This window comes from Gordonia sp. WA4-43 (assembly GCF_020520305.1).
Classification (GTDB): domain Bacteria; phylum Actinomycetota; class Actinomycetes; order Mycobacteriales; family Mycobacteriaceae; genus Gordonia; species Gordonia hongkongensis.
Map to the genome: position 1 here is coordinate 1887285 of NZ_CP084736.1, position 24574 is coordinate 1911858.

27 protein-coding genes are annotated in these 24574 nt (G+C 68.7%); 7 read left to right on the plus strand and 20 right to left on the minus strand.

What is annotated here, in order from left to right; translation table 11 throughout:
• Nucleotides 1–121: 121 nt before the first annotated feature.
• Nucleotides 122–751 carry a ComF family protein gene (locus tag LEL84_RS08620; RefSeq protein WP_137810668.1) on the plus strand — a complete coding sequence of 210 codons (630 nt, stop codon included), beginning with the start codon at nt 122–124 and terminating at the stop codon, nt 749–751.
• 17 nt (nt 752–768) lie between these two features.
• Here the strand turns inward: LEL84_RS08620 and lpqB are convergent, their stop codons facing one another.
• Genes lpqB through mtrA form a run of 3 tightly spaced genes read right to left on the minus strand, consistent with a single transcriptional unit; the run spans nt 769 to nt 4870 of the window.
• Nucleotides 769–2517: an MtrAB system accessory lipoprotein LpqB gene (gene lpqB / locus LEL84_RS08625; protein WP_226513807.1), complete on the minus strand. Its 1749-nt coding sequence runs from the start codon at nt 2515–2517 to the stop codon at nt 769–771.
• Nucleotides 2514–4187, minus strand: a complete 1674-nt coding sequence (gene mtrB / locus LEL84_RS08630) for an MtrAB system histidine kinase MtrB (protein ID WP_058251944.1) — start codon at nt 4185–4187, stop codon at nt 2514–2516. Before mtrB ends, lpqB begins: the two co-directional genes overlap by 4 nt.
• Nucleotides 4184–4870, minus strand: a complete 687-nt coding sequence (gene mtrA / locus LEL84_RS08635; protein ID WP_091344371.1) for an MtrAB system response regulator MtrA — start codon at nt 4868–4870, stop codon at nt 4184–4186. The genes mtrB and mtrA overlap by 4 nt, the downstream gene beginning before the upstream one ends.
• 88 nt (nt 4871–4958) lie before the next feature.
• On the opposite strand from mtrA, the gene LEL84_RS08640 reads away from it, so the two are divergent.
• Nucleotides 4959–5612 carry a dTMP kinase gene (locus LEL84_RS08640; RefSeq protein ID WP_226513808.1) on the plus strand — a complete coding sequence of 218 codons (654 nt, stop codon included), beginning with the start codon at nt 4959–4961 and terminating at the stop codon, nt 5610–5612.
• A gap of 379 nt (nt 5613–5991) precedes the next feature.
• Complete coding sequence (locus LEL84_RS08645; RefSeq protein ID WP_226513809.1) at nt 5992–6507, plus strand: hypothetical protein; 516 nt, start codon at nt 5992–5994, stop codon at nt 6505–6507.
• A gap of 81 nt (nt 6508–6588) precedes the next feature.
• Here the strand turns inward: LEL84_RS08645 and ahcY are convergent, their stop codons facing one another.
• The 12 genes from ahcY to LEL84_RS08705 all read right to left on the minus strand — a co-directional run bounded on the left by ahcY (nt 6589) and on the right by LEL84_RS08705 (nt 15564).
• The gene (ahcY, locus tag LEL84_RS08650) at nt 6589–8058 is read right to left on the minus strand and encodes an adenosylhomocysteinase (protein ID WP_058251947.1); all 1470 of its coding nucleotides are present in this window, start codon (nt 8056–8058) and stop codon (nt 6589–6591) included.
• Between the two features lie 108 nt (nt 8059–8166).
• A complete protein-coding gene (locus LEL84_RS08655) occupies nt 8167–8346 on the minus strand; it encodes a methionine/alanine import family NSS transporter small subunit (protein WP_058251948.1) in 180 nt (59 codons plus the stop codon).
• A complete protein-coding gene (locus tag LEL84_RS08660; RefSeq protein WP_226513810.1) occupies nt 8343–9920 on the minus strand; it encodes a sodium-dependent transporter in 1578 nt (525 codons plus the stop codon). The genes LEL84_RS08655 and LEL84_RS08660 overlap by 4 nt, the downstream gene beginning before the upstream one ends.
• Nucleotides 9921–10108: 188 nt before the next feature.
• Nucleotides 10109–10411 carry a WXG100 family type VII secretion target gene (locus LEL84_RS08665; RefSeq protein ID WP_058251950.1) on the minus strand — a complete coding sequence of 101 codons (303 nt, stop codon included), beginning with the start codon at nt 10409–10411 and terminating at the stop codon, nt 10109–10111.
• 46 nt (nt 10412–10457) lie between these two features.
• Nucleotides 10458–10778, minus strand: a complete 321-nt coding sequence (locus LEL84_RS08670; RefSeq protein ID WP_226513811.1) for a WXG100 family type VII secretion target — start codon at nt 10776–10778, stop codon at nt 10458–10460.
• Between the two features lie 118 nt (nt 10779–10896).
• Nucleotides 10897–11718, minus strand: coding sequence for an ESX secretion-associated protein EspG (locus LEL84_RS08675; RefSeq protein ID WP_226513812.1), 822 nt, complete (start codon nt 11716–11718; stop codon nt 10897–10899).
• On the minus strand, nt 11715–12770 hold the full coding sequence (locus LEL84_RS08680; RefSeq protein ID WP_226513813.1) for a PPE domain-containing protein: 1056 nt from the start codon (nt 12768–12770) through the stop codon (nt 11715–11717). Before LEL84_RS08680 ends, LEL84_RS08675 begins: the two co-directional genes overlap by 4 nt.
• Nucleotides 12771–12848: 78 nt before the next feature.
• Entirely contained in the window at nt 12849–13160 is a 312-nt protein-coding gene (locus tag LEL84_RS08685; RefSeq protein ID WP_137810653.1) for a PE family protein, read from the minus strand.
• Nucleotides 13157–14449 carry a hypothetical protein gene (locus LEL84_RS08690; RefSeq protein ID WP_226513814.1) on the minus strand — a complete coding sequence of 431 codons (1293 nt, stop codon included), beginning with the start codon at nt 14447–14449 and terminating at the stop codon, nt 13157–13159. Before LEL84_RS08690 ends, LEL84_RS08685 begins: the two co-directional genes overlap by 4 nt.
• Before the next feature lie 47 nt (nt 14450–14496).
• The gene (locus LEL84_RS08695; protein WP_058251955.1) at nt 14497–14805 is read right to left on the minus strand and encodes a type VII secretion target; all 309 of its coding nucleotides are present in this window, start codon (nt 14803–14805) and stop codon (nt 14497–14499) included.
• Nucleotides 14806–14863: 58 nt separating this feature from the next.
• Complete coding sequence (locus tag LEL84_RS08700; protein ID WP_226514273.1) at nt 14864–15175, minus strand: YbaB/EbfC family nucleoid-associated protein; 312 nt, start codon at nt 15173–15175, stop codon at nt 14864–14866.
• 8 nt (nt 15176–15183) lie between these two features.
• Nucleotides 15184–15564, minus strand: a complete 381-nt coding sequence (locus tag LEL84_RS08705; protein ID WP_226513815.1) for a hypothetical protein — start codon at nt 15562–15564, stop codon at nt 15184–15186.
• 373 nt (nt 15565–15937) lie between these two features.
• On the opposite strand from LEL84_RS08705, the gene LEL84_RS08710 reads away from it, so the two are divergent.
• The gene (locus tag LEL84_RS08710; protein WP_226513816.1) at nt 15938–17584 is read left to right on the plus strand and encodes a MinD/ParA family protein; all 1647 of its coding nucleotides are present in this window, start codon (nt 15938–15940) and stop codon (nt 17582–17584) included.
• A 298-nt stretch (nt 17585–17882) separates the two neighbouring features.
• Here the strand turns inward: LEL84_RS08710 and LEL84_RS08715 are convergent, their stop codons facing one another.
• Entirely contained in the window at nt 17883–18509 is a 627-nt protein-coding gene (locus LEL84_RS08715; protein ID WP_065631897.1) for a DedA family protein, read from the minus strand.
• A gap of 241 nt (nt 18510–18750) precedes the next feature.
• Here LEL84_RS08715 and LEL84_RS08720 point away from each other — a divergent pair, with 241 nt between their 5' ends.
• From LEL84_RS08720 to LEL84_RS08730, 3 genes are read left to right on the plus strand one after another with little or no spacing between them, the layout of a single operon-like run.
• Nucleotides 18751–19827 (plus strand): alpha/beta fold hydrolase, encoded by a 1077-nt coding sequence (locus tag LEL84_RS08720; RefSeq protein ID WP_065631833.1) that lies wholly within the window; start codon nt 18751–18753, stop codon nt 19825–19827.
• A gap of 34 nt (nt 19828–19861) precedes the next feature.
• The gene (locus LEL84_RS08725) at nt 19862–20386 is read left to right on the plus strand and encodes a hypothetical protein (RefSeq protein WP_065631832.1); all 525 of its coding nucleotides are present in this window, start codon (nt 19862–19864) and stop codon (nt 20384–20386) included.
• A 59-nt stretch (nt 20387–20445) separates the two neighbouring features.
• Entirely contained in the window at nt 20446–21126 is a 681-nt protein-coding gene (locus LEL84_RS08730; RefSeq protein WP_226513817.1) for a TM2 domain-containing protein, read from the plus strand.
• Nucleotides 21127–21215: 89 nt separating this feature from the next.
• Here the strand turns inward: LEL84_RS08730 and truA are convergent, their stop codons facing one another.
• From truA to rpsD, 4 genes are all read right to left on the minus strand, one after another.
• Nucleotides 21216–22154 carry a tRNA pseudouridine(38-40) synthase TruA gene (gene truA / locus LEL84_RS08735; protein ID WP_226513818.1) on the minus strand — a complete coding sequence of 313 codons (939 nt, stop codon included), beginning with the start codon at nt 22152–22154 and terminating at the stop codon, nt 21216–21218.
• The gene (gene rplQ, locus LEL84_RS08740; protein WP_065631830.1) at nt 22111–22731 is read right to left on the minus strand and encodes a 50S ribosomal protein L17; all 621 of its coding nucleotides are present in this window, start codon (nt 22729–22731) and stop codon (nt 22111–22113) included. Before rplQ ends, truA begins: the two co-directional genes overlap by 44 nt.
• Nucleotides 22732–22812: 81 nt before the next feature.
• Complete coding sequence (locus LEL84_RS08745; protein ID WP_058251963.1) at nt 22813–23865, minus strand: DNA-directed RNA polymerase subunit alpha; 1053 nt, start codon at nt 23863–23865, stop codon at nt 22813–22815.
• A gap of 91 nt (nt 23866–23956) precedes the next feature.
• Nucleotides 23957–24562: a 30S ribosomal protein S4 gene (rpsD, locus tag LEL84_RS08750; RefSeq protein ID WP_058251964.1), complete on the minus strand. Its 606-nt coding sequence runs from the start codon at nt 24560–24562 to the stop codon at nt 23957–23959.
• Nucleotides 24563–24574: the final 12 nt, after the last annotated feature.

The window sequence follows — 24574 nt, forward strand, 5'->3', positions numbered from 1 at the left end:
CGCGAGCACCCGTGCCCCGGTTGTGCACACCCTCGCCCACCGCCCCGCACACCTGTGCGAGGTGCACTACCGTCGGCGCGTGACGTGGCGCCGGGAGGTCTTCGAGGCGGGAGCCGATCTGATGTTCCCGATGGTCTGCGGCGGGTGCGGTCGCCCAGGTACCCGGTGGTGCCGACGATGCGAGCGCGCGTTGTCCGACGCCCCCATCGCGGCCCACCCTCGGGTCGCGCCCGGCGTCCCGGTCTGGGCGCTGGGCCGGTACCGCGGTCCGCATCGGCAGGCGATCATCGCGCTCAAGGAACACGACCGTCGCGATCTCGCCCGGCCCCTCGGCACCGCCCTCGCGCTCGGTGTCCGCGTGCTGGCCCGGTGGGGTGAGCTCCCCGACGCCGAACGGCTGCTCCTGATCCCGGCACCGACCCGCCGGATGACGGCGCGGCGGCGCGGCGGGGACCCCGTCACGGCGGTGGCGGCGAACGCGGCGCCCGCACTGGGCCGACGGGTACGGGTCGCACCGCTGCTGGTGACGTCGGCGACGGCACGGGACTCCGCCGGACTCGACGCCCGGGCCCGCGCCCGGAATCTACGCGGCGCCGTCCGGCTGCGCTCCGGCGCCGTCCCGGCCCCCGGGGCGAGCGCGATCCTGGTCGACGACGTGCTGACGACCGGCGCAACCGTGACCGAATCGGTGCGCGTGCTCGCCGAGAACGGCGTCGACGTCGCGGCGGTCGTCGTGCTCGCAGCTGCCTGACGGTAGCGGCTCGGATTTCAGGGCAGGACCGGGATCGCGCCCTCGATCATCGCCGGCTCGACCTCGGTCCAGTACTGGTCGGGTTGGCCGTTGCTGCTGCCGAGTCGCAGCACACCGCGCTGATCGCCCACGTAGATCGTCGAGGCGTTGGCGACCACCGCCCGCACCGGCGGTGACACGTTGCCGCTCAGCAGGCCAACCGCCGGGGTGCCGTCGATCGACAGTTGCACGACCGGCGACTCGGGTGCCTCGCGCGCGATCATCAGCGTCGTCGGCGACGCCCAGTCCACCGAGACCGCGCGGTTGCCGATGTTGTAGGCCGCGATCCGCGGGCTGGTCAGCGACACCTGGCCCTCGGTGTTGGTCGACAGCACCGCAAAGACGATCTGTCCGCCGACCACCAGTGCGGTGCGCACACCGTCCGGGGCCACCTGCATCTCGGTGATCGCGCCTCGCGCGACCGTAGGGATCGCCGAAGCCTCGACGGGCACGGTGGCGGTGCCGTCGTCGTCGCGTTGCCATTGGATCGGTTTGCCGTCGACGACGACCCACACGGTGTTCTCGTCGGAGCCGAACGACGGCCGGGTGATCGACGACCCGCCGACGATCGGTCCGACGTCGCCGCCGTAGTCGCCGATCACCAGTTCGAGCCTGCGCTCGGGTCCGGACAGACTCCGGACCGCGGCCACCCGCGCCCCGTTGTCGGAGATGGTCGCCGACCGCAGATCGCGCGCCGACCCGAGCGGCCCCTGCACCGGCACGGTCGCGGTGTCGGTCACCGCTCGCAACGCGCCGCCCGTGACGATGTTGAGCCCGACATCGGTGGTCGTCACAGAGTTTGGATCGAAGGCCCGCACGTCGGTGGTCTGCCATCCGGAGGCGCGTTCGGCGGCCAGCGGCGCGCCGTCGGCGTCGATGACGTAGGGCCCGGATATGTCGGCGCCGTCGAGCGTCCAGATGATCTGCGCCGCCAGCAGGTTGCGATCCCGCGCGGGGGCGCTCCCGATGCCGTCGAGATCCACACGCACGCCGCCCCCGGCGAGGCCGACGACCGGACCCCGCAGCGCGGCTCCGTTGGGGAAGCCGCTGTCCACTGCCGCCGCGAGGTCCGACGCGGGTCCCGCGATCAACCGGTTCACCAGCACGGTCGGGTCGGTCGCCTGTCCCGCGTAGAGCCAGCGCGGGTCGGGGACGAGCCGGCGCCCGGTGCGGTCGCTGTAGTACAGCGAGACCGGCCGGTAGGTGCTGTCGAACTGGTCCCGGTCGATCATCGTGCCGTTCGGCAGGGGCCCGTCGATGCGCCACTGGTCTCCCGAGCGGGTGAGGCTGATGCTGGTCTCGACCCGTCCCGAGGCCGGCAGCAGCTGACCGTCGGACTTGAGGGTCCCGACGTTGTCGCCGATGAGCCGCATCCGCACCGAGTCCTCGTTGCGTTGGTCGACGAAGGTGTTGATCTCGTCGACGATCAGCGCGTCGCCGCGGTCGTCCCACTGCTGCGAGGCGACCGAGGTCAGGAATGCGCGCGCCGAGCGATGCGCCGAGTCGGGATCGACGGTGGACTTGAGGAAGGCCCGCACCAGGGCCTCGGGATCCATGTCGGCCTGGGGCACCGGGACGGCGTTGGTCGCGCCCTCCCGTTCGAACGATTTGATCGGCTGGGGCGACGAGTCGTTGGGGATCGCCCCGCACGCGGTGACCAGCAGCAGCGCCGCGATGCCGAGCGCCAGCGCCAGGACGGCGCGGCCGGACCGGGATGACCGCGTCATTCGGCACCCGCTCCCGGGCCCGCGGCGCGCCCACCCGTCCTGGGCGCGGAGGTGCGCTGCAGGGTGCCCACCGATTTCAGGGGCAGCGGCGAACCGAGGACCTTGTGCCCGCGCACGAGCGGCAACGTCAACCGGAAGCACGCGCCCTTGCCCGGTTCACCCCACGCCTCGAGGCGCCCCTGGTGCAGGCGGGCGTCCTCGATGCTGATGGCGAGGCCGAGGCCGGTACCGCCCGAACGCCGGAATCGCGACGGGTCGGATCGCCAGAACCGGTTGAACACCAGCTTCTCCTCCCCCGGCCGCAATCCGATGCCCTGATCGCGCACGGTGATGGCCACCGCGTCACCATCCGAACGCATGGTGAGCGTCACCGGTTTCCGTTCGCCGTGATCGATGGCGTTGGCGAGCAGGTTCCGCAGGATGCGTTCGACGCGACGCGGATCGATCTCGGCCAGGACGGGTTCGGCCGGGAGATCGAGGACGAGCTCGGTGCCGGTCTCCTCCGCGAGGTGACCGACGGTGGCCAGGGCACCGTCGATCGGGATGGCCATGTCCATCCGCTCGGCGGCCAGTTCGGCCATGCCGGCGTCGTGACGCGAGATCTCCAGGAGCTCGTTGAGCAACGTCTCGAAGCGGTCGAGTTCCTTGTCCAGCAATTCCACCGACCGCTTGCGGACCGGGTCGAGATCCTCGCGGCCCTCGTAGAGCACGTCGGAGGCCATCCGCACGGTGGTCAGCGGCGTGCGCAGTTCGTGGCTGACGTCGGAGGTGAACTGCCGCTGCAGTCCGCCGAACTCCTCGAGATGGGTGATCTGCTTGGACAGGCTCTCGGCCATGTCGTTGAAGGACATCGCGAGCCGGGCCATGTCGTCCTCACCGCGGACCGGCATCCGCTCCTTCAGTCGGCCGTCGGCGAACCGCACCGCGATCCGCGACGCCGACCGCACCGGGATGACGACCTGACGCGACACGAGCCACGCGATCGCGGCCAGCAGGCCGAGCAGCACGATGCTGCCCGTCAGCAGCGTGCCGCGGACGAGGTCGAGCGTGTTCTGTTCCGCCGTCAGCGGGAACACCAGGTACAACTCGAGGCCGGGCACCGAGGCGTTCGTGGGACTGCCGACGATCAGCGCCGGCGCCCGACCCCCCGTCCCGTCGGGGACCTGGGTGTACTGGTAGGCCACCTGACCGCCGCGGACCATGTCCCGCAGGTTCGACGGCACCTCGGCCGTCGGCCCGACGCCGCTCGCGACCCCGTTGTCGGAGCCGCCCGGTACCAGCAGGACGGTGTCGAAGGCACCGACGGCACCCGACGCCTGCCCGGTGTCGGCGTCCCGGTCGGTGAGCAGGGACCGCGTCTGACGCAAACGGTTCTGGACGGACATGTTGCCCGCGCCGCTCGACAGATCGCGCTCCACCGAGATGCGGGCGCGATCGATCTCCTCGGTCGCCGCCGCCAGCTTGACGTCGAGCAACCGGTCGGTGATCTGGGTGACGAGGACGAAACCGAGAATGAGGAGAACGACGACCGACAGCACCAACGTGGACACCACGACCCGCAACTGCAGCGAGCGCCGCCAGATGTGCCCGAAGGCACGTCCGACAGCGCCGGCGGTGCGGGTGAAGCGTCCGAGAGTGCTGTTGACCCGTCGTCGAGATCGACCGATCACGGCGGGCCGGCCTTGTAGCCGACCCCCCTCACCGTCAGGACGACCTCGGGATTCTCCGGGTCGGTTTCGACCTTCGCGCGTAACCGCTGGACATGCACGTTGACGAGTCTAGTGTCCGCCGGATGCCGGTATCCCCACACCTGTTCGAGGAGGACGTCGCGGGTGAACACCTGACGGGGCTTGCGCGCGAGCGCGACGAGCAGGTCGAACTCGAGCGGGGTCAGCGAGATCGGCACGCCATCGCGGGTGACCTTGTGGGCGGGCACGTCGATCTCCACCGGGCCGATCGACAGCAGCTCGGCCGGTTCCTCGTCGGTCCGGCGCAGGCGCGCACGCACCCGGGCGACCAGCTCCTTCGGCTTGAACGGTTTGACCATGTAGTCATCGGCGCCGGATTCCAGGCCCAGCACCACATCGACGGTGTCGGACTTCGCCGTCAGCATCACGATGGGCACACCCGAATCGGCACGCAGCACACGGCAGACGTCGATGCCGTTCATGCCGGGCAGCATGAGGTCGAGAAGCACCAGATCGGGACGGATCTCCCGGACCGCAGTCAGAGCCTGTGTGCCGTCGCCCACCACGAAGGGCTCGAAACCCTCGCCGCGCAACACGATCGTCAGCATCTCGGCGAGTGCGGCGTCGTCGTCGACGACGAGGATGCGGGGTTTCATGTTGTCAATGGTGACATCACCGTGATGAAACCGTGGTGATCGACGCGCCGGGACGGACGTTCTGACCCGTTTGGTTTAACCACCTAGACTCCCCGGCGTGGGTCAATTGATAGCCGTGGAAGGGCTCGACGGCGCCGGAAAGAACACCTTGGTCACCGGTCTGATCGATCGGTGGTCAGCGGCCGGACTCCGGGTCGCCACGTTCACCTTCCCGCGCTATGGCCGGTCGGCGACCGCCGACATCGCCGCCGAAGCGCTCCACGGTTCGCATGGCGATCTACGCGACAGCGTGTACGCGATGGCACTGCTGTTCGCGCTCGACCGGGCCGGAGCGGCGGAGGACATCCACGCCGCCACCAAAGCCCACGACATCGTGATCCTGGACCGCTATGTCGCGTCCAACGCCGCCTACAACGCCGCACGTCTGGAGCAGGGCGCCGGCGGTGAGATGGTGCGGTGGGTCGTCGACCTGGAGTTCGGCCGATTCGACATGCCGGTCCCCGATCGCCATGTCCTGCTCGGGGTGCCACCGGAGGTCGCGATGCAGCGTGCTGCGTCGCGCGCCGACCAGGACGCGGCGCGAGCCCGGGACGCCTACGAACGCGACGACGCCCTGCAGCGCCGGGTCGACGCCGTCTATCGCGAACTCGCGGGGGACGGCTGGATGTCGCCCTGGTACCTGTTCGACGGCGAGGATGTCGCGGGCCTGGCCGACGACCTCCGTACCGACCGGACAGCACCGACCGAATGACGCGTCCGATGACCTCGCGGCGCCCTTTCGATAGCCTTGGACCACCGATTCTGAAGGGCGTTTCATGACCTATCAGCCACCGCCACCAGGTGGTGGACCGCCGCCGTACGGTCCGCCGGGCCCCGGCCGGCCGGGCCCGGGTCCTCAGGGTTCGGGCCCGCCGGGTCCCGGCAGGCAGGGCCCCGGTCAACAGGGTCCCGGTCAGCAGTACGGCCCGGGTCGGCAACCAGTGCCCGGTCCGCATCGCCCGGGGGGATACGGCCCTCCGCCCGCCCCGTACGGCCGCCCCCCATTCGCCCCGGGACAGTACGGTCCCTCCGGGCCCGGGACCCCCGGCTTCGGGGGTCCGCCCGGCCCGCCGCCGCGTGGCAACACCGGGGTGATCGTCGCCTGGGTGCTCGGCGGCGTCGCGGTCGTCGCGGTGATCGCCCTGGTCCTCACGGTGGTGGTGACCAGATCGTCGTCGGACGACACGGTGGTCGCCGGTTCGTCGAGCGCGACGTCGGGCCCGACCTCCGTCTCCGACGACCCGTCGCCGAGTGAGAGCGGGTCGGAGCCGGGATCGACCGACTACACCGCCCTATCTGAGATCCGGGCGGCGTTGCTCGCCTACATCACCGCCCGCAACGAGCGCGACATCGCGCGCATGCGCGCCGCGGTGTGCACCCAGTCCCGCGACCGGATCACCGGCGTACCCCCTGCCGACGGCGGAGACATCGTTCTCGACGGCTTCCTCGACACGGTCTTCGACGGCGACGTCGCCCAGTCCGAGGTCGTGTCCCACCTCGAGAAGGGCACGGAGAGAACGGCATCGGAGAAGTCGAACGAGCGCTTCCTCAAGGAGGAGGGTTCGTGGATCTACTGCCCCGACGCCGAACCCGACATCGGAACCTGACCTCGGGGACCCGGCTTTCGAACCCCCGGTCATAGAAAAAGGAGCCCCACCGAGGTGGGGCTCCTTTTCTCTGCCGATCGATCAGTAGCGGTAGTGCTCGGGCTTGTACGGCCCCTCGACATCGACGTTGATGTACTCGGCCTGCTCCTTGGTGAGCTTGGTGAGCTTCCCGCCGAGCGCCTCCACGTGGATGCGGGCCACCTTCTCGTCGAGGTGCTTGGGCAGGCGGTAGACCTCGTTGTCGTACTCGTCGTTCTTCGTCCACAGCTCGATCTGCGCGATGACCTGGTTCGAGAAGCTGTTGCTCATGACGAACGAGGGGTGACCGGTCGCGTTGCCGAGGTTGAGCAGACGCCCCTCGGAGAGCACGATGATCGACTTGCCGTTCTCGAAGATCCACTGGTCGACCTGCGGCTTGACGGTGATGCGCTTGGCACCCGACCGCTCGAGACCGGCCATGTCGATCTCGTTGTCGAAGTGGCCGATGTTGCCCAGGATCGCCTGGTGCTTCATCGCCCGCATGTGCTCGAGGGTGATGATGCCGAGGTTGCCGGTCGACGTGATGACGATGTCGGCGTTGCCGATCGCGTCCTCGACGGTGACGACGTCGAAGCCGTCCATCAGCGCCTGCAGCGCGTTGATCGGGTCGATCTCGGTGACCTGGACGCGGGCGCCCTGGCCGGCGAGCGATTCCGCGCATCCCTTGCCGACGTCGCCGTAGCCGCAGATCAGCACCTTCTTGCCGCCGATGAGGACATCGGTGCCGCGGTTGATGCCGTCGATCAGCGAGTGGCGGGTCCCGTACTTGTTGTCGAACTTCGACTTGGTCACCGAGTCATTGACGTTGATCGCCGGGAACGCGAGGTCGCCGGCGGCGGCGAACTGGTACAGCCGCAGCACACCGGTGGTGGTCTCCTCGGTGACGCCCTGGACCGACTCGGCGATCGCGGTCCACTTGCCCTTGTCCGTCTCGAACCGCTTGCGCAGCAGTTCGAGGAACACCTTGTACTCGGCGGGGTGGTCGTCCTCCGCGGGCGGGACCACGCCGGCCTTCTCGAACTCGGCACCGCGGAGCACCAGCATGGTGGCGTCCCCGCCGTCGTCGAGGATCATGTTCGCCGGTTCACCGGGCCAGGTCAGCATCTCCTCGGCCGCCCACCAGTACTCCTCCAGGGTCTCGCCCTTCCAGGCGAAGACCGGCACACCCTTCGGCTCGTCCGGCGTGCCGTTGGGGCCGACGACGATCGCCGCGGCCGCGTGATCCTGGGTGGAGAAGATGTTGCACGACGCCCATCGCACCTCGGCGCCGAGAGCGGTGAGGGTCTCGATGAGGACCGCGGTCTGCACGGTCATGTGCAGCGAGCCGGAGATACGAGCTCCCTTGAGCGGCAGCACGTCCGCGTATTCGCGTCGAAGCGCCATGAGTCCGGGCATCTCGTGCTCGGCGAGCTCGATCTCCTTGCGGCCGAAGTCCGCGAGGGACAGGTCGGCCACCTTGTAGTCGATTCCGTTGCGGCTGTCGGCCTTCAGCTCGTCCTGAGCAGTCGTCACTTGATCCCCTTGTCGTTCGCGTCGGGCGCCCGTCGATGCAGGCGCGAATGCGTTCGATCCAGGCTAACCGAACGACCGGGCGGTTCCGAGGGGCAGGTGCTCCCAGCCTCAGGTGTCGCGCGAAGGGTGGGGCCGGGCCGCGCGGTCGGCGTCCTCCCGGACCAGGTCCGGATCCTCTGCCAGGTCCTCCACCTCGGGCCGACGACGGAGGAACACGATGCTCGCGACGAGCCCACCCCACACGATGGTGATCGACACGATGAGCATGACGATGGCGATACCGCTCATCGGACGGTCTCCTTCGTGGACGGGCCGGAGGTGCGGCCGGTGTCGGCCAGCGGTGGCCACGGTAGGAAGTCCGGTTGATCCCGGCCCTTCCAGGACGGCAGGGTGAGCAGCACCGCAGCCACGACGACCAGCGCGATCGTGCCCCAGCCGAAGACGCCGAGGTACCACGTCGGGTACCCCTCGTATCCCTCGTCGATGACCGACCACACCTTCTGCACCAGCATGATCGTGAGGAAGATCGGCGCCACGACCCCGACGAGCGCCAGCCAGATCTTGCCGACCTTGAACGTCGAGACGGCGTTCAGATGCTGGCGCAGCATGTCTCCACGGCGGAGCACCCAGATGAGGATGACCGTCATCATGATCGCCGACGCGACGACGCCGACGTTGTTGGCGAACATGTCCACCGTGTCGAGAGCGATCAGGCCGGAGGTCGTGGAGAACAGGGCGATCGAGATCAGGCCACAGATACCGGAGACGCCGACCGCCGCCTTGGTGCGGCTGATGCCCCACTTGTCCTGGAGCGCACCGGACACACCGATCATCAGCGAGATGAGCGAGGTGAAGCCCGCGATCACGAGCGAGCCGAAGAACAGCGCCCCGAAGAACGCGGCGCCCGGCATCTCCGAGATGACGGCCGGGAAGGTGACGAACGACAGGATCGGACCGGTCAGACCCTCGAGATCCGAGACGGCCACCTGCTGCTGGTAGGCCAGGAAGCCGAGCGCCGAGAACACGCCGATGCCGGCGAGGATCTCGAACGAGGAGTTGGCGAACGCGACGACCAGACCCGAGCTGGTCATGTTGGCCCTGCGTCGCTGGAACGACGCATAGGCAATCATGATGCCGAACGCGATCGACAGCGAGAAGAAGATCTGGCTGTAGGCCGCGATCCACACGTCGAGGTCCTTCAGAGCGGCCCACTGCGGGGTGAAGAGGGCGTTAAGCCCGTCGGCGGCGCCGGGCAGGGTGATCGCCCGGATCACCAGACCGGTGAACCCGATGAACAGCAACGGGATGAACACGATGTTGACCTTCTCGATGCCGTTCGCGACACCGAGCGCCAGGACGGCCAGCACCGCGAGCCACACGATGACCAGGGGCAGTGCGACGCCGCCGACGATGGTCGTCGAGACACCCGGATCACCGACCTGGAGGTAGTCCTGCGTGAAGAAGGTCGCCGGGTCGTCGCCCCAGCTCTGGTTGAACGAGAAGACGAAGTAACTGGCCGCCCACGCGATGACCGCCGCGTAGTAGACGCCGATGACGAACAGCAGACCGGTCTGGAACCAGCCGAGCGTCTCGACCGGCTTCTTGATGCGCCGGAACGACAACGGTGCGGTGCCGCGGAAGCGGTGCCCGACCGCGTAGTCCAGGAACAGCACGGGAATGCCCGCGGTCAGCAGGGCGACCAGGTACGGGATGAGGAACGCGCCGCTGCCGCTCTCGTACGCGACGCCCGGGAAGCGCCAGATGTTGCCGAGGCCCACTGCGGAACCGATTGCGGCGAAGATGAAGCCGGAGTTCCGGGTGAACTGCTCCCGACCACCTCCGACGGTCTTGGCAGATGCCACCGCTTACCTCCTCGTCGAGATCTGCGCCCTCGGGGCACGGGTGCCGCGAGGTCTGTAGACGTCGACGCTATCGCACGAAGCGGGACTCCCGCGGGCGTTGGCAGACGGCGCGCCCGAACGCGAACGGGGACCCCGGCGCACGGCCGTGGGGTCCCCGTCCTGACGTCGGGCTACGCATCGGTCGGCGGTCAGACGAGACCGCGGAAACCCGTTCCGATCGCTGCGTCGGTGTCCTGCATGACGCGGCTGGCGTTGCTGACACCCTGCTCCAGCGCGGTCAGCGAGTCACGGGACTGGGTGAAGATCCGATCGAAGGCACCCTGCGCGTCGACGTAGGCGGCCTTGGCCTGCTGGGAGTTCCAGTTCCCGTCAAGGGCGGCGACCTGCGCCTTGAGCTGCGAGTTCAGGTCCTCGAGCCGGGTGAAGGCAGCCCGGAGGCCGCCGCTGAGATCGCCGAGAGCGGCGAAGTCGTAATTGATGGAGCCGTTCATGGTGGGTTCCTTTCGCAGAACGTGAGGTTCGGGATGCGGACCGGTGTCAGACGCTGGTGTTGAGTCCGCGCGCGGCAGCCGCGTCCTGGTCCTCGTAGCCGGCGAAGCCGTTGGTGAGCTGGGTCTTGATCTGCTCCAGCAGCTGATTCATCGTCAGCGCGGCCTTGTTCCAGTCGGTGTGCGTGCCGTCGAACGCGACACCGGCCGAGCCCTGCCACGTGGGTGTGGCGTTTCCGGCGTGCTGCGCGATCTGGTTGATGACAGTCTTCATGTCCTCGACGAGACTGCCGACCTTGGCTGCGGTGGCCTGTCCGTCCGCGACGTTCACGGTGACGCCGGCGCCGCCTGCTCCGGGCAAGTTCAGCATGAGTGCTCCTCCTGTGTAACGGCACCGTTTGGCGATGCCCCCGTTGGTATCCGTGACACAGATACCCCTGACAGTTGATTCCCGCGGCGGTCTGTTCCGCGGAATCCCCCGATGCGGATCATGGCATCCATTTCCCGTCGGGCAGGGTCTCTATCAACAGGCTGACCGCCTGTGCGATTCGATGACCCGATCCCGGCGAGAAGGTGGTCCACACCCGACCGTCCGGGGACTTGCTGGGACTGGACACGATTCGACCCCGTTCGGTGTCGAAAATCGCGACAGCTCCAGAAGATTGAGCGAATCGTCCGTCCTCGTTCATCGAGGCGACGATCTCGGTGCGCGTCCGGCACGACGCGAACCCTGCCGAGACGACGACGGCATCGGCCGGTGCGGCGCCGAGCGCGTGCAGGGCGTAGGTCGTCTCGGTGCCGGCCCGACAACGGCCGAGCCGGGCGACGACCTCGTCGGACGGAGCCGAGAAGGCCGTGAATTCAGCTGGCGCCGCGCCGGATTCGAGAGCGTCGAACTGAGCCCGCACGACCGCGGCGAGGGCCTCGACGTCGGCGACATCGACGACCGTGACGTCGACGCGACGGCCCGTCCGCGTCACGAGTACGTGGTCGTGGCCGTTGCGCGCCACACAGATTCGGCGAACCGCGTCGTCGGTGTAGGAGCGGATCTCGATCTCGCGCTGCGGTTGCGCCAGCACCCGTAGCACCGTCGACGCCCACGGTGTGGGCTCACCGTGCTCGACGAGTTCGAGCGCCGCGATCACCGCGTCGGGGTCGGCCTGGGCTGATTCGGTGCCGGCGCCGGACTCCACGGCGGCGTTCTCGAGATCGAGGACGACCGGCCAGGTCTGGACTCCGAAACGTTCGCCGAGCCGGCACAGGACTGCGGCGTCGAACGTCATCCCGGCGTCGTGCGTGATCGGCATCATCGGCGTTCACCCGGATTGCCGAGCATCAGCGTCTCCGACAGATAGCGCGGATCGACGTCGGGACTACCATGCCCGTCTGGCGCCGAGACATAATGCGCAGCAGGGCGATCTGACGTGGCCAGCTCGGCCCAGGTCGACTGTTCCGTGGATTCGGTCGCCACCGAGGACGGAGGGTCGGACGAGTCCAGTTCGGCGGCATCGGCGCCGACGGTGCGGACGACCGAACCGCGGTCCGCCGTGGCGACACCCGGAGCCACCGGCGGCGGTACGCCGGGGCCGATGCCGGGGGCCGACGTCCCCGGACCGCCGCCGGACGTCGCGGCGGCGACCTGCGATGGTCCGCTCGCGACGATCGTCGGTGCGTACTTCAGCTTCTCGGGCGGCGGCAGGAACACTCCCCCGATGCCCGCGGGCATCGCCGCACCCAGAGGCGCGGCCGGCGCCGGGGTCGGAGGTGGCGCGGCCGCGCGGGCCGCCGCCGCCTGCTCGGCAGCGAGCGCGTCACCGGACACGAGTCCCGGTGCGGGTTTCGCCGATTCCCACGGCGCGGCAACAGGTTCGGTGGCATTCTCGTACGTCTGCATCACACGGGCAGCCCGCATTCGCTGGTGCGCGACCGCACGCTCGGCCTGGGCGGCCGCACCGGCGATGATCGGTGCGACCGCGGTGGCGGTGGTTGCGATCTCGTGCAGTTTCTCGACGACGTCGACCTCGGCGAGGTCGGGCATGTTCAACCGCGCGACCGTGATCGCCGCGGCCTGGGATTCCGCGCGTGTGGCATTCTCGGCCGCCTCGGTTGCGACTTCGGCGAACCATGGGGCCAGCCGGGTCAGCTTCTCGAAAACCGCACTGGTGTGGGCGGACTGCCAATGCACCCCCAGGCGTGCCAGCACGGCGGCGTATTCGACACCGGCTTCCCCGACTTCCGCGGCGAGAGCGGCCCAGGCCAGGCCCGCTTCCGCCAGCGGCGCGGGCCCGGGTCCGGCGCCGAGGTCGGCGGCGAGCTGTTCGGTCGGACGGGTGTCCCAGTTGACTCCGGTGAAGCCGATCACGAGCGCCTCCCTTCGATGCCGGCGGGTTGTGGATGTGTGAGCGGAATGATGTTGCTATGCAGGGGGGTTCGCGCTCTCCTACAGCGCCACCCGGAAGGCGTCCGACGCCTCGGCATCGCCCTCGATGAAGCCGGCGGCCTGCGCGCGGAGTACGGCGGCGATCTTCCGCATCTCCAGAACTCCCGTCGCCGTGTCCGTTTCGAACTTCTCGGCCACCGTCGTGAAACTCTCGGCAGCTGCGGTCGAGACCTCGTCGCGACCCTGCGCGGCCACGGGCAACGCCCGACCGGCGGCGGTGAGCGCGTGTTCCAGGCGATCGGCGATCCGGTCGAGGTCGCTTGCCGCCGAGATCAGTTCGGCGGGTTCGACGCGGAGTTGCGAGTTGCTCATACTTCCTCGTTTCGTTTCGGACCGGGCACGCCCAGTCGCAGTTCGATGTCCGGGCTGGGATCGGCTTCCGCGGCTTCCTCATGGCCGATGACCGCTGGTGCGACCTCAGGCGACTCACCGACCACGCGACGGCCGTTGTCCTCGGTGACGAGATAGTCGGGTACCGAGTGCTGGTCGTCCGCGGCGCCCGCGCCGCGCGCACCGGCGGCACCCATCGGGGCACCGCCCATCGGTGCGCCACCCATCGGCATCGCGGCGGGCGCCGTCACGGGCCTGGCGGTCGTCGATGCACCGAGCGCGGGTTCACCGAGGGTGAAGTTCGTCGGGACGGTCGGCCGCGAGGCACCCAGCGGCGTCGCCATTCCGCCCACGCCTCCGATGCCACCGCCTCCGCCGCCTCCCCCGCCACCACCACCGCCGCCCGCGCCCTTCGACTTCGGCGACAGCGCAGCCGGGGCGACGGCAGGAGAACCGTGTTCGACGTTCAGCATCTTGCTGATCGGTTGCATCAGCGAGGTGGGCAGTTCGGTGGCCGTCGACATGGCCGGCGACACGACGTCGAGGATCGAACTGGCCAGCGTGAACGGAGATTGTCCCGCGCCCGCGGTGGGTGCACCGGTGACGGCGACCGGGGCACCGTTCACGGCCATCGCCGTCGTCGGGCCGAGTAGTTCGGCCCGGGTCACCGCGACCGCGGCCGTCGCCTGCGACAATCCGACGGAGGCGAACCCGGCCGCTGCCGCGAAGCCCGCGCCGACCGCCGGTGTCATCATCATGGGGACCGCCATGCTGGTGATCTTGGCGACCGTTGCCGCGATGATCCCCTGCACCACTGCGAGCCCCTTGGCAACGATCGCGGCCGCCGTCTTGGTGTCGAGCGAGATCCCCGACCCCTGCGTGGCCAGAGCCGAACTGTTCGCCCCCGCTTCGGCGGTCTTGGCGCCGGCGCTCACCGCGCCCTGCCCGGTCCACAGCTGGTCGGCGAGCTTGAGTGCGCTCTGCCCTATCGTCATCGACGTCTCGAGCACCTTGGTGAGGCTCTCGAAGATGACGGTCGGGTCGAATCCGCCACCCGAGAGATCACCGGTGCCGAAACCACCCAGCAGATCGGTCATCGGTTTGATGAACATGTCCAGATTCGGTGGCTGCAGCGGTGGCAGTCCCGGCATCGGCGGCAATGGGGGCAGCACCGGCAGCGGAGGCAGACCCAGTCCGCCCAGGACGTCGGCGACCGTGCGGTCGAGGATCGGGCCGAGCGGGGTCGCCTCGATCATCTCCTGCACCGTCATGTGATTCAGGGCAGGCACATCCGGGATGCCCGGTAGCGGTGGAACCGTCACAGCACCGAACGGATGGCTGCGGCGCTGGCGGCGTCGGTGCCCTCGAACTCGGCGAGACCCGCCGCAGTCGACGCCGCGGTGGCGGCATGCACGGCCGCGAGCTGCCCCACGGACATGAGGTGACTGGCCTGCGCAGCGATGAAGGCGGCGAGGAATTCCTGCCCGATGAGCCCGAAGACGGGGACCATCGCCGCGGTGTTGGCCGCGGCGTCGATCGACCCGGCGGTGCCGACGGCGGTTGCCATCGCGGCGTTCGTGGCGGCGAAGCCCTCGAGCACCTCCGGCGTCACCTTGACGTTCGTCATTCTCGAACCCCCTCGTGGGTGTCAGTCTGATGGATCGGTGTCATGTCGGCCGGGTCCGTCATTCGGCCGGACGAGCGGTCAGCATGTCGCCGAACGACTCGTTGAACTCCTCGGTCACCGCGGCGATCCGGGCGTAGACCTTCTGTGCGGCCAGCGCGGCGGTCGTCACGACCTGTTCGGCCAGCCGGCTCGCGCCGAGTTCGTTGGCGCCGTACGCGAATTCGAGGTCGATGAGCGCGCCCTTGCCGTCCACCTCGGCGGTGACCAGCCCGTCGGACGACGTCTCCCGGACCGAGATCGCGCGTAGCTTCTCCTGAAACCCGTGCAGGCCGTCGAGCTGCCGTTGCGCGCGCGCCTCGAGTTCGTCCATCCCCCAGGTCATCGCTGCAACCACGACGCGGGCGCGTCGGCTTCCTCGTCGTCGCGCCATTCGGCTCGTGCGAGATCGTCCGGGCGGGGCAACTGCATCTCCTGCACGAGGTCTCGGTCGATGCCGGCGGCGAGCAGGTTCTCGCGGAGCCGGATACCGGCGGACATCGCCGCCTGCTGACAGAGTCGGAGGATGTCGCCGGCGAGCAGAGCCGGATCCTTGTCGAGTTCGGACGCCTCGATACGAACCGCCACCGGAAGACCTTGCGCGGTGGTTCGGACGCCGAGCCCGCCCGACCGTGACCGCGCGGTCACGAACTCGTGCAACACCGCCCACGGGTCGTCGGGATCACTGTCGACGAGATCCCGAGGATCGTCGGAGTAGGTCATGGAAAGCTGCACCCCCTTCACGCCGAATATGACGCAGCCGGGGTCCCTTCCGGTTCCATCGAATTTTCGTTCGACGGAACCAGACCTCCCACATACGGATCCGTGAAGAACCGCGCACCCCGCTGCGCACATGTGTTGAGTGCCTGCATAGTGCCATACTCGGTTCGGCCCCACCACACCAGAGATGCACTATGCCGAACGCGTGTCTTCGAGGCGGCCCTGTGGACGTCGTCCGGACCAGGTCGAGGACCTTGGGTAGACTGCCGCAGGACGCAGCCGGGGTCGATCGACAAAACGGGGCGGATCGCTGCACGCCTCGCCGAACTCGCCGCAACGCGATCGGCGCCCGGCCGCTTGACCAGAGGATTCCCCGATGACGTACGAGAACCCGACGAGACCGGACGGAACCGGGCCCGGCGCTCCTGATGCCGACGCCCCGGCGCCGCCGCCCTGGCTGCAGTTCGCCCCGCCGACCGCCGCTCCACAACAGCCGCCGGCTGCAGCGCCCGCGCCGCCCGCACCCCGGGGACCGTCCGCACGTCCGGACAGCGCATCACCGGCCCGCGAGACGATGCCCCCGCGGCCGGACTTCGAAAGCCGGTCGGCGCCACCGCCCGACCATCCCGCCGCCGTTCGTCCGTCCGCCGACCATCCCGGCGCCGCCGACCGCCCGGGGCCCGCGCCCGCCGATCCCCGTCCTCACGGCGGGCCCGTTCCGCCGGAGCCGCGTCCCGAGATCTCATCGACCGAGAACCCGGTCGCTCCCCCGTGGCCGCCGCAGGCTCCTCCCGTCCCGGGGCCGGACCACTTCGGACCCGACAACCTCGGACCCGGGCACGTCACCGGCCCGGCACCGGCATCCGGAATGCCGCCGCACCCCGCCTCGCCGCAGATCGTGCCGCCCGCCCCGCCGGCTCCCCAGTCCGCTCCCGCGTGGTCCGCCCAGCCGGGGATGCCACCGACTCCGGTCGCCGGCCATCAACCTCCGCCGTACGCGGGCCCCGCTCCGATGGGCCCCGGTCCCGCCCCCGCCTTTCCCGGGCAGCCGATGCAGCACGGGTACGGGCCACCGTCGGGAGGCCCCTCGCTCGACGAGGTGGCCCTCATCCGAAAGGCCCGTCGCGCACCGAGTCGCGGCTGGCGTCGTGCGGTGCACACGCTGTCGGCCGGCGCGATCAATCCCGGTGAGTCGCAGGGCGACATCGAATATCAGCAGCTGCTCGAACGGGTGAACCGGCCGGTCCGGGGCGACTATCGGATCGCCGTGCTGTCGCTGAAGGGCGGAGTCGGCAAGACGACGACCACCGTCGGCCTCGGCTCGACGTTCGCCTCCCTGCGGGGCGACCGCGTCATCGCCGTCGATGCCAATCCCGACCTCGGTACGCTCGCACAGCGCATTCCGCAGCAGACCCGGTCGACCGTCCGCGACCTGCTCGCCGATGAGAACGTCTACCGCTACTCAGACGTCCGGGCCCACACGTCGCAGGCGCCGAGTCGCCTCGAAGTCCTTGCCTCCGAACGAGATCCGGCGATGGCCGAGGCGTTCAACGAGGAGGAATACCGCGGCGTCATCACCGTGCTGCAGCGCTTCTACAACATCATCATCACCGACTGCGGCACCGGTCTGAGCCACTCGGCGATGAACGGGGTCCTCGACCTCGCGAACACGATCATCCTCGTCAGTTCCCCGGCTCTCGACGGCGCCCGCAGCGCCGGCGCGACCCTGGACTGGCTGGAGGCGCACGGTTTCGGACACCTCGTCTCGCGCGCCGTGGTCGTCCTGAGTTCGTCGCGACCCGGGTCGTCGACCATCGACACCGACCAGCTGGGTCAGCACTTCCTCACGCGGTGCCGCGCCGTGCACAAGATCCCGTTCGACGACCATCTCGCCGAAGGCGCGGACGTCGACCTCGAACTGATGTCGAAGCCGACGAAGCGATCGTTCATCGAACTCGCCGCGACCATCGCCGACGATTTCTCGGGTGCCCCCGGACAACGGGAGGAGCCGTTCCTCCGCTGACCGACCCCTGATCCCGCGCGGCCGACGGGACCTGGTGAGACGCGGGGCCGACCCTTCGTGACGCGCCCTCCGCAGGCTCCGGGCGCTCCTCAGGGACCGGTGGTTGGTCGCGCCTTTCCGCAGGCTCCGGGCGCTCCTCAGGGAGCGTGGGTTGGTCGCGCCCTCCGCAGGCTCCGGGCGCTCCTCAGGGAGCGTGGGTTGGTCGCGCCCTCCGCAAGCTCCGGGCGCTCCTCAGGGACCGGGGGCTGGTCACGCCCTCCGCAAGCTCCGTGCGCTCCTCAGGGACCGGTGATTCGCCTCAAGGCGTCTCGGCGCGCCGATCCCGGCGCGCGATCCGCCAGCGCCGACCGAAGTGGATGAACGTCGGTATGACGATCGTGCACACGGAGGCGATGATGAAGATCTCGATGTTGTCGCGGATGACCGGGATGTTGCCGAGGAAGTAGCCGAGCAGGATGATCCCGGCCGCCCAGGTGAAACTGCCGAGCACACTGAACAGGGTGAACGTCCGATGTGGCATGCCGCTGAAGCCGGCGACCAGCGGGGTCAGGGTGCGGACGATCCCGATGAACCGGCCGAAGAACACGGTGAGCGGCCCGAAGCGGTCGAAGTAGTGGTTCGTCTTGGCGAGATACTCGGGTCCGATGGTGCGCATCAGTTTGCCCTCGACCACCCCGCGCCCCACACGGCGGCCGATGAAGTAGCCGCACTGGTCGCCGATGATCGCCGCCAGCGGCACAGCCAGGCACAACAGCCACAGCGGTGCGAAGGGATCGGGTTGCGCAGCGAACACGCCGGCGGTGAAGAGCACCGAGTCGCCGGGAAAGATGAACCCGACCAGGATGCCGGTCTCCACGAAGATCAGCACGCAGAGTCCGATGAGGCCACCGGTGGCCACGAAGGACTCGATGTCGAAGGGGTTCATCGAATCCAACACTAGTGGCGCAGCGACCCGCCGGGGCCCGGTGACCGTCGCGACGTGGCAAAGCGTCGGCAACCATTCAGATCCCGGCAACCCAGGTCCGGCCGGCACCCCGGCACCCGACGCGCACGACGACCGGTGATGCGGTTTACTCGACGACTAGCGGGACAACGCCCGTTGCCATCCACCGCTCCGTCGCGAGGACGCGACCGACACCGCCCGAGCGACACCGAGGGGAGAGACAGTGCCCACCAAGCACCGGGATCCGTCCCCGACCACGACGTCCGGTCCGACGCTGCGTCCGGTCTCCGACACCGACGTCCGCATCGAGTACCACACCATCCACGGCTACCGGCGCGCCTACCGGATCGCCGGCAGCGGTCCGGCGCTGCTGCTCATCCACGGCATCGGTGACAACTCGTCGACGTGGGACGAGGTCATCCCGATCCTCGCGCAGCACTACACCGTCATCGCACCCGACCTGCTCGGCCACGGGGAATCGGACAAGCCACGCGCCGACTACTCGGTGCCGGCCTTCGCCAACGGCATGCGCGACCTCCTCGTCGTCCTGGGGATCAGCAAGGTGACGGTCGTCGGCCACTCCCTGGGCGGCGGCGTCGCGATGCAGTTCTGCTATCAGTTCCCGCGCTTCGTCGAGCGCCTGGTGCTGGTCGCGGCCGGCGGGGTCACCCGCGACGTCAACCCCGCCCTGCGGTTGTTCTCGCTGCCCGTCGTCCCGCAGGTGCTGTCGGTACTCCGCGTCCCCGGCGTGATCCCTGGTCTCACGACGCTCGCGAAAGCGATCGTCGCCGCGCCGGTGCCGCCCCTGTTCCCGTCCTCGGCCACGCCCGAACATCTACTGGCCGACCACGAGGACCTCATGCGGGTCCTCGGTGGGCTCGCCGACCCCACCGCGTCGGCCGCCTTCCTCCGCACCCTGCGCGCCGTCGTCGACTGGCGCGGCCAGTCCGTCACGATGCTCGACCGCTGCTACCTCACCGAACGCCTGCCGGTCCTGCTCGTGTGGGGCGACCGGGACATCGTGATCCCCCATCACCACGGCGAACTGGCGCACTCGGCGATCCCACACTCGGAGTTCGAGACCTTCTCCGGCTCAGGACATTTCCCGTTCCACGACGACCCCGAACGGTTCTGCCGGATCGTCATCGACTTCATCGCGCGCCACGCGCCGGTGGAATTCGATCCGCTCAACTGGCGGCATCTGATGTCCGAGGGCGCCCATCCGGAGCAGTTCGTCGGCGACGACGAGACCGTCGACGAGGTGCTCGAGGCCTTCGGAGACGAGCGCAACGCCACCTGACCCGAAACACACACTCGTATGCCACCATTGCGGGATGACGTACCCGGGGAATGGCAATGACGGCACCCGTCCGTTGCCGCATCAGCCGAACGCCTACGACTCCAGTCCCGGCTTCGTGCCCGCTCCCGCCCAATTCCCGGGCCCCGGCATGGGTTACGCGCCGCCCGGGCCGTTCTTCGACGCGGGTGCCGCAGCATTACCCGAGCCGCCGCTCGTGGTCATCGGTGACATCACGTGCACCCAGCACTACGTGATCACGCCGTCGGGCACGTTCCCGCTCGCGGGTTCGCAGTGGGAGGTCACCGACATGTCCGTGTCCTCCGAACAGATGTCGCAGACGGGCCTGGTGCTGGCGCTCGTCGGGTTCTTTCTGATCTGCTTTCTGAGTCTGCTGTTCTTGCTGATGAAAGAACGGCGCACAACGGGCTTCATCCAGGTACGGGTCCGGGGCGCGGGCGGCGCGATGCACGTCACCAACATCCCCGCCACGTCGCCCTGGACGATGAGCGATGTGTCCGGTCGCGTGTACTACGCACGCGAACTGGCTACCGTCGCCTGAGCCGCCCGCACGTTCGAGATGAGCACGCCGCTCCATCCAGTCACGAGGAGGACCACCCGATGACCACACCAGACAACCCGGGCGACAAGCCCCACGACCCGTTCGTCAAGCAGCCACCGGCCGACGCCTCGCCGTCGTACGGCACCGACCCCGGCCAGCAGCCGGTGGGTTCGGAGTTCGGCACCGCGGGGCCCTCGCAGCCCGGCGTCGGCAATCCCCAGTACGGCGACCAGCAATACGGGAAACAGCAATACGGCGACCAGCAATACGGCGACCAGCAATACGGGAACCAGCAGTACGGGGCACCCCAGCAGTACGGTGACCAGCAGTACGGTGGCCAGCAGTACGGGGCACCGCAGCAGTACGGCGCACCCCAGCAGTACGGGGCTCCGCAGGGCGGGTATCCCGCGGCGCCCGGTTACGGCTACGGCGGCGCTCCCGACCCCACTGCTCCCTATGGCCGCGACCCGGCCACCGGCGAACCGCTGTCCGACAAGTCGAAGCTGGTTGCCGGCCTGCTGCAGATCTTCCTGGGCAGCCTGGGCGTCGGCCGCTTCTACATCGGCGACAACACCACCGGCGCGATCCAACTCGGCCTGACGATCCTCGGCTACATCACCGCGATCTTCCTGATCGGGTTCGTCATCATCTTCGGTGTCGCCATCTGGGCGCTGGTCGACGGCATCATGATGCTGACCGGCAGTGTTCGAGACAAGAACGGCCTCAAGCTGGGCAACTGACCGCTGCGGTCGAGGAGGCCCCGGGGATCTGTCCCCGGGGCCTCCTCGTGTCACAACAACTCCGGGGTCGCCGTCGAGACGGCGGGTGGTCACCCACCACAGCAACCGGTCGACCCGCGCACGTCGCGGGTCACCGTGTTGCGTGCGGCGAGTTCGTTGTCGGCGGGATAGTCGACGCCGACCAGGCACAGACCCCGCGCCTCGGCGACCGGCACCTGGCTGCTTCGTTCGCGCTCGTCGAGAAGCCCACGGCACCAGTCGATGTCGCGTCTGCCATCGCCGACACTCGCCACCGCGCCGACCAGCGAACGCACCATCGACCAGCAGAACGCGTCCGCGATCACCTCGCCGACGAGGACTCCTTCGGTGTCCCGAGTCCAAGAGAACCGCTGCAATTCCCGGATCGTGGTCGCACCCTCCCGCCGACGGCAGAACGCCGCGAAGTCGTTCAGGCCGAGCAACTCCGACGATGCCGCGTTCAACGCGTCCACGTCGAGCGGCCGACGCCATGTCGCGGTCGTCCGCGCGACCACCGGTTCGGCACCCCACCGTGCATCGGTCAACCGGTAGCGGTAATGCCGGCGCAGCGCCGAGAACCGAGCGTCGAACTCCTCCGGGACGACGCGCACGGCCGTCACCCGGACGTCATCGGGACACATCTTCGCGAGACGCCCGACGAGCGTCGCGGGGTCGCCGGCGATCGATCGGGTCTCCAGCACCGACCGCGGAACCGCGGCGTGTGCGACCTGCCCGGTCGCATGCACACCGGCGTCGGTGCGCCCCGCCACGGTCAGCCGCACCGGCACCCGTAGGACCGTCGACAACCTCGTCTCGAGTTCCTCGCACACGCTGCGCTGGCCGACCTGCCGTGCCCATCCGGCGAAGTCGGTGCCGTCGTACGAGATGTCGAAGCGGAGACGACAGAACCCGCCGGCACCGGAATCGGCGCCGACGGGTTCGGTCTGCGGTTCTCGACTCAGTCGACTACTTCTTCTCACCGTCGACGTCGGCTCCGGCTGCCTCGGCATCGGGAGCGGTCGCGGCGGTGGACTCGTCGTCGACGGCCTCGGCGACAGCTTCGGCGTTGGCGACCTCGGCATCGGTGGCGTCGGCCTCGACGGCCTCCACCACGTTCGCGTCAGCCGAATCGGTATCAGCGACAACCTCTTCGGTGGCGTCGAGCTTGTCCTCGGCGGCCTTCTTGGAGGCGGCGACGCGGGTCGCGCGGCTGGCCTCGCTCGACGCGGTGGACTCGCGCACCAGCTCGATCACGGCCATGGGGGCGTTGTCACCCTTGCGCGGCAGCGTCTTGATGATGCGGGTGTAGCCACCGGGACGATCGGCGAAGAACGGGCCGATCTCGTCGAACAGCGTGTGCACGACGTCCTTGTCACGGATGTCCTTCAGCACCTCACGGCGGTTGGCCAGCTTGCCGGCCTTGGCGTGGGTGATGATCTTCTCCGCGTACGGACGCAGGCGCTTGGCCTTGGCTTCCGTGGTGGTGATGCGGCCGTGCTCGAAGAGCGAGGTGGCGAGATTCGCCAGCATCGCCTTCTGGTGGCTGGCCGACCCGCCGAGGCGGGCACCCTTGGTGGGCTTGGGCATTGTCTTCTCCTAGGAGGACCCCGCATCACTCGATGCGGAAGTCAGGGTTGGGCAGTGACAGCTACCGCCGCGTCGTAGCGACTACAGCTGCTCGGTCTCCGCGAAATCCTCACCGGAATCGGCGTCGAAGGACGCGTCTTCCGACCACGTGCCGGTGGCCGGGTCGTAACCCGCGACCTGCGACGGATCGAAGCTGGCCGGGCTGTCCTTGAGGGACAGACCGAGCGCGTGCAGCTTGACCTTGACCTCGTCGATCGACTTCTGACCGAAGTTGCGGATGTCGAGCAGATCCGACTCGGTCCGTGCAACCAGCTCGCCGACGGTGTGCACACCCTCGCGCTTGAGGCAGTTGTAGGAACGAACGGTCAGCTCGAGATCCTCGATCGGCAGGCTGAACGACGCGATGTGGTCGGCCTCGGCCGGCGACGGCCCGATCTCGATGCCCTCGGCCTCGACGTTGAGCTCCCGGGCGAGCCCGAACAGCTCCACCAGGGTCTTGCCCGCCGATGCCAGCGCGTCACGCGCACTGATCGAGTTCTTGGTCTCCACATCGAGCACCAGTCGATCGAAGTCGGTGCGCTGTTCGACACGGGTGGCCTCGACCTTGTAGGTCACCTTGAGCACCGGCGAGTAGATCGAGTCGACCGGGATGCGGCCGATCTCGGCACCTGACGCCTTGTTCTGCACGGCCGGGACGTAGCCGCGGCCCCGCTCGACGACGAGCTCGATCTCGAGCTTGCCCTTGTCGTTCAGGGTGGCGATGTGCAGATCGGGGTTGTGCACGGTGACACCGGCCGGAGGCACGATGTCGGCACCGGTGACGGTGCCCGGACCCTGCTTACGCACGTACATGGTGACCGGCTCGTCCTCGTCCGAGCTGACCACGAGGCCCTTGAGGTTCAGGATGATGTCGGTGACATCTTCCTTGACCCCGGCCACGGTGGTGAACTCGTGGAGGACACCGTCGATGCGGATGCTGGTGATGGCTGCACCCGGGATCGAGCTGAGCAGGGTACGACGCAGCGAGTTGCCGAGGGTGTAGCCGAAGCCCGGCTCGAGCGGCTCGATGACGAACTTCGAGCGGTTCTCGGCGAGGACTTCCTCGGTGAGGGTGGGTCGCTGTGAGATGAGCATTCTGTGGATCTCTCCTTTGGCCGCCCGCTATATGACGGCCTCGAGGGTGTACCGAACAGCTGTTGCTGTCGGGCGGGTGTTGCTCGAAGGACTACTTGGAGTAGAACTCGACGATGAGCTGCTCGGTCAGCGGGACATCGATCTGGGCACGCTCGGGCACGCTGTGCACGAGAACACGCAGGGTCGACGGCACGACCTGGAGCCAACCCGGAACCGGACGATCGCCGACGAGCTCCTTGGCGATCTGGAACGGGACGGTCTGCAGCGACTTCGGGCGGACATCGATGATGTCGTACTGGCTGACGCGGTAGCTGGGCACGTCGACCTTCACACCGTTGACGGTGAAGTGGCCGTGGCTGACCAGCTGGCGGGCCTGGCGACGGGTACGCGCGATGCCGGAGCGGTAGATCACGTTGTCGAGACGGGTCTCGAGGATCTTCAGCAGTTCGTCACCGGTCTTGCCGGTGCGACGGTTCGCCTCTTCGTAGTAGCGGCGGAACTGCTTCTCCAGGACGCCGTAGGTGAAGCGCGCCTTCTGCTTCTCCTGCAGCTGGAGCAGGTACTCGCTCTCCTTGATCCGCGAGCGGCCGTGCTGGCCGGGCGGGTAGGGGCGACGCTCGAAGGCAGCGTCTCCACCGATCAGGTCGACGCGAAGACGACGAGACTTCTTGGTTGCGGGGCCGGTATAACGAGCCATGTTTCTCTGTTC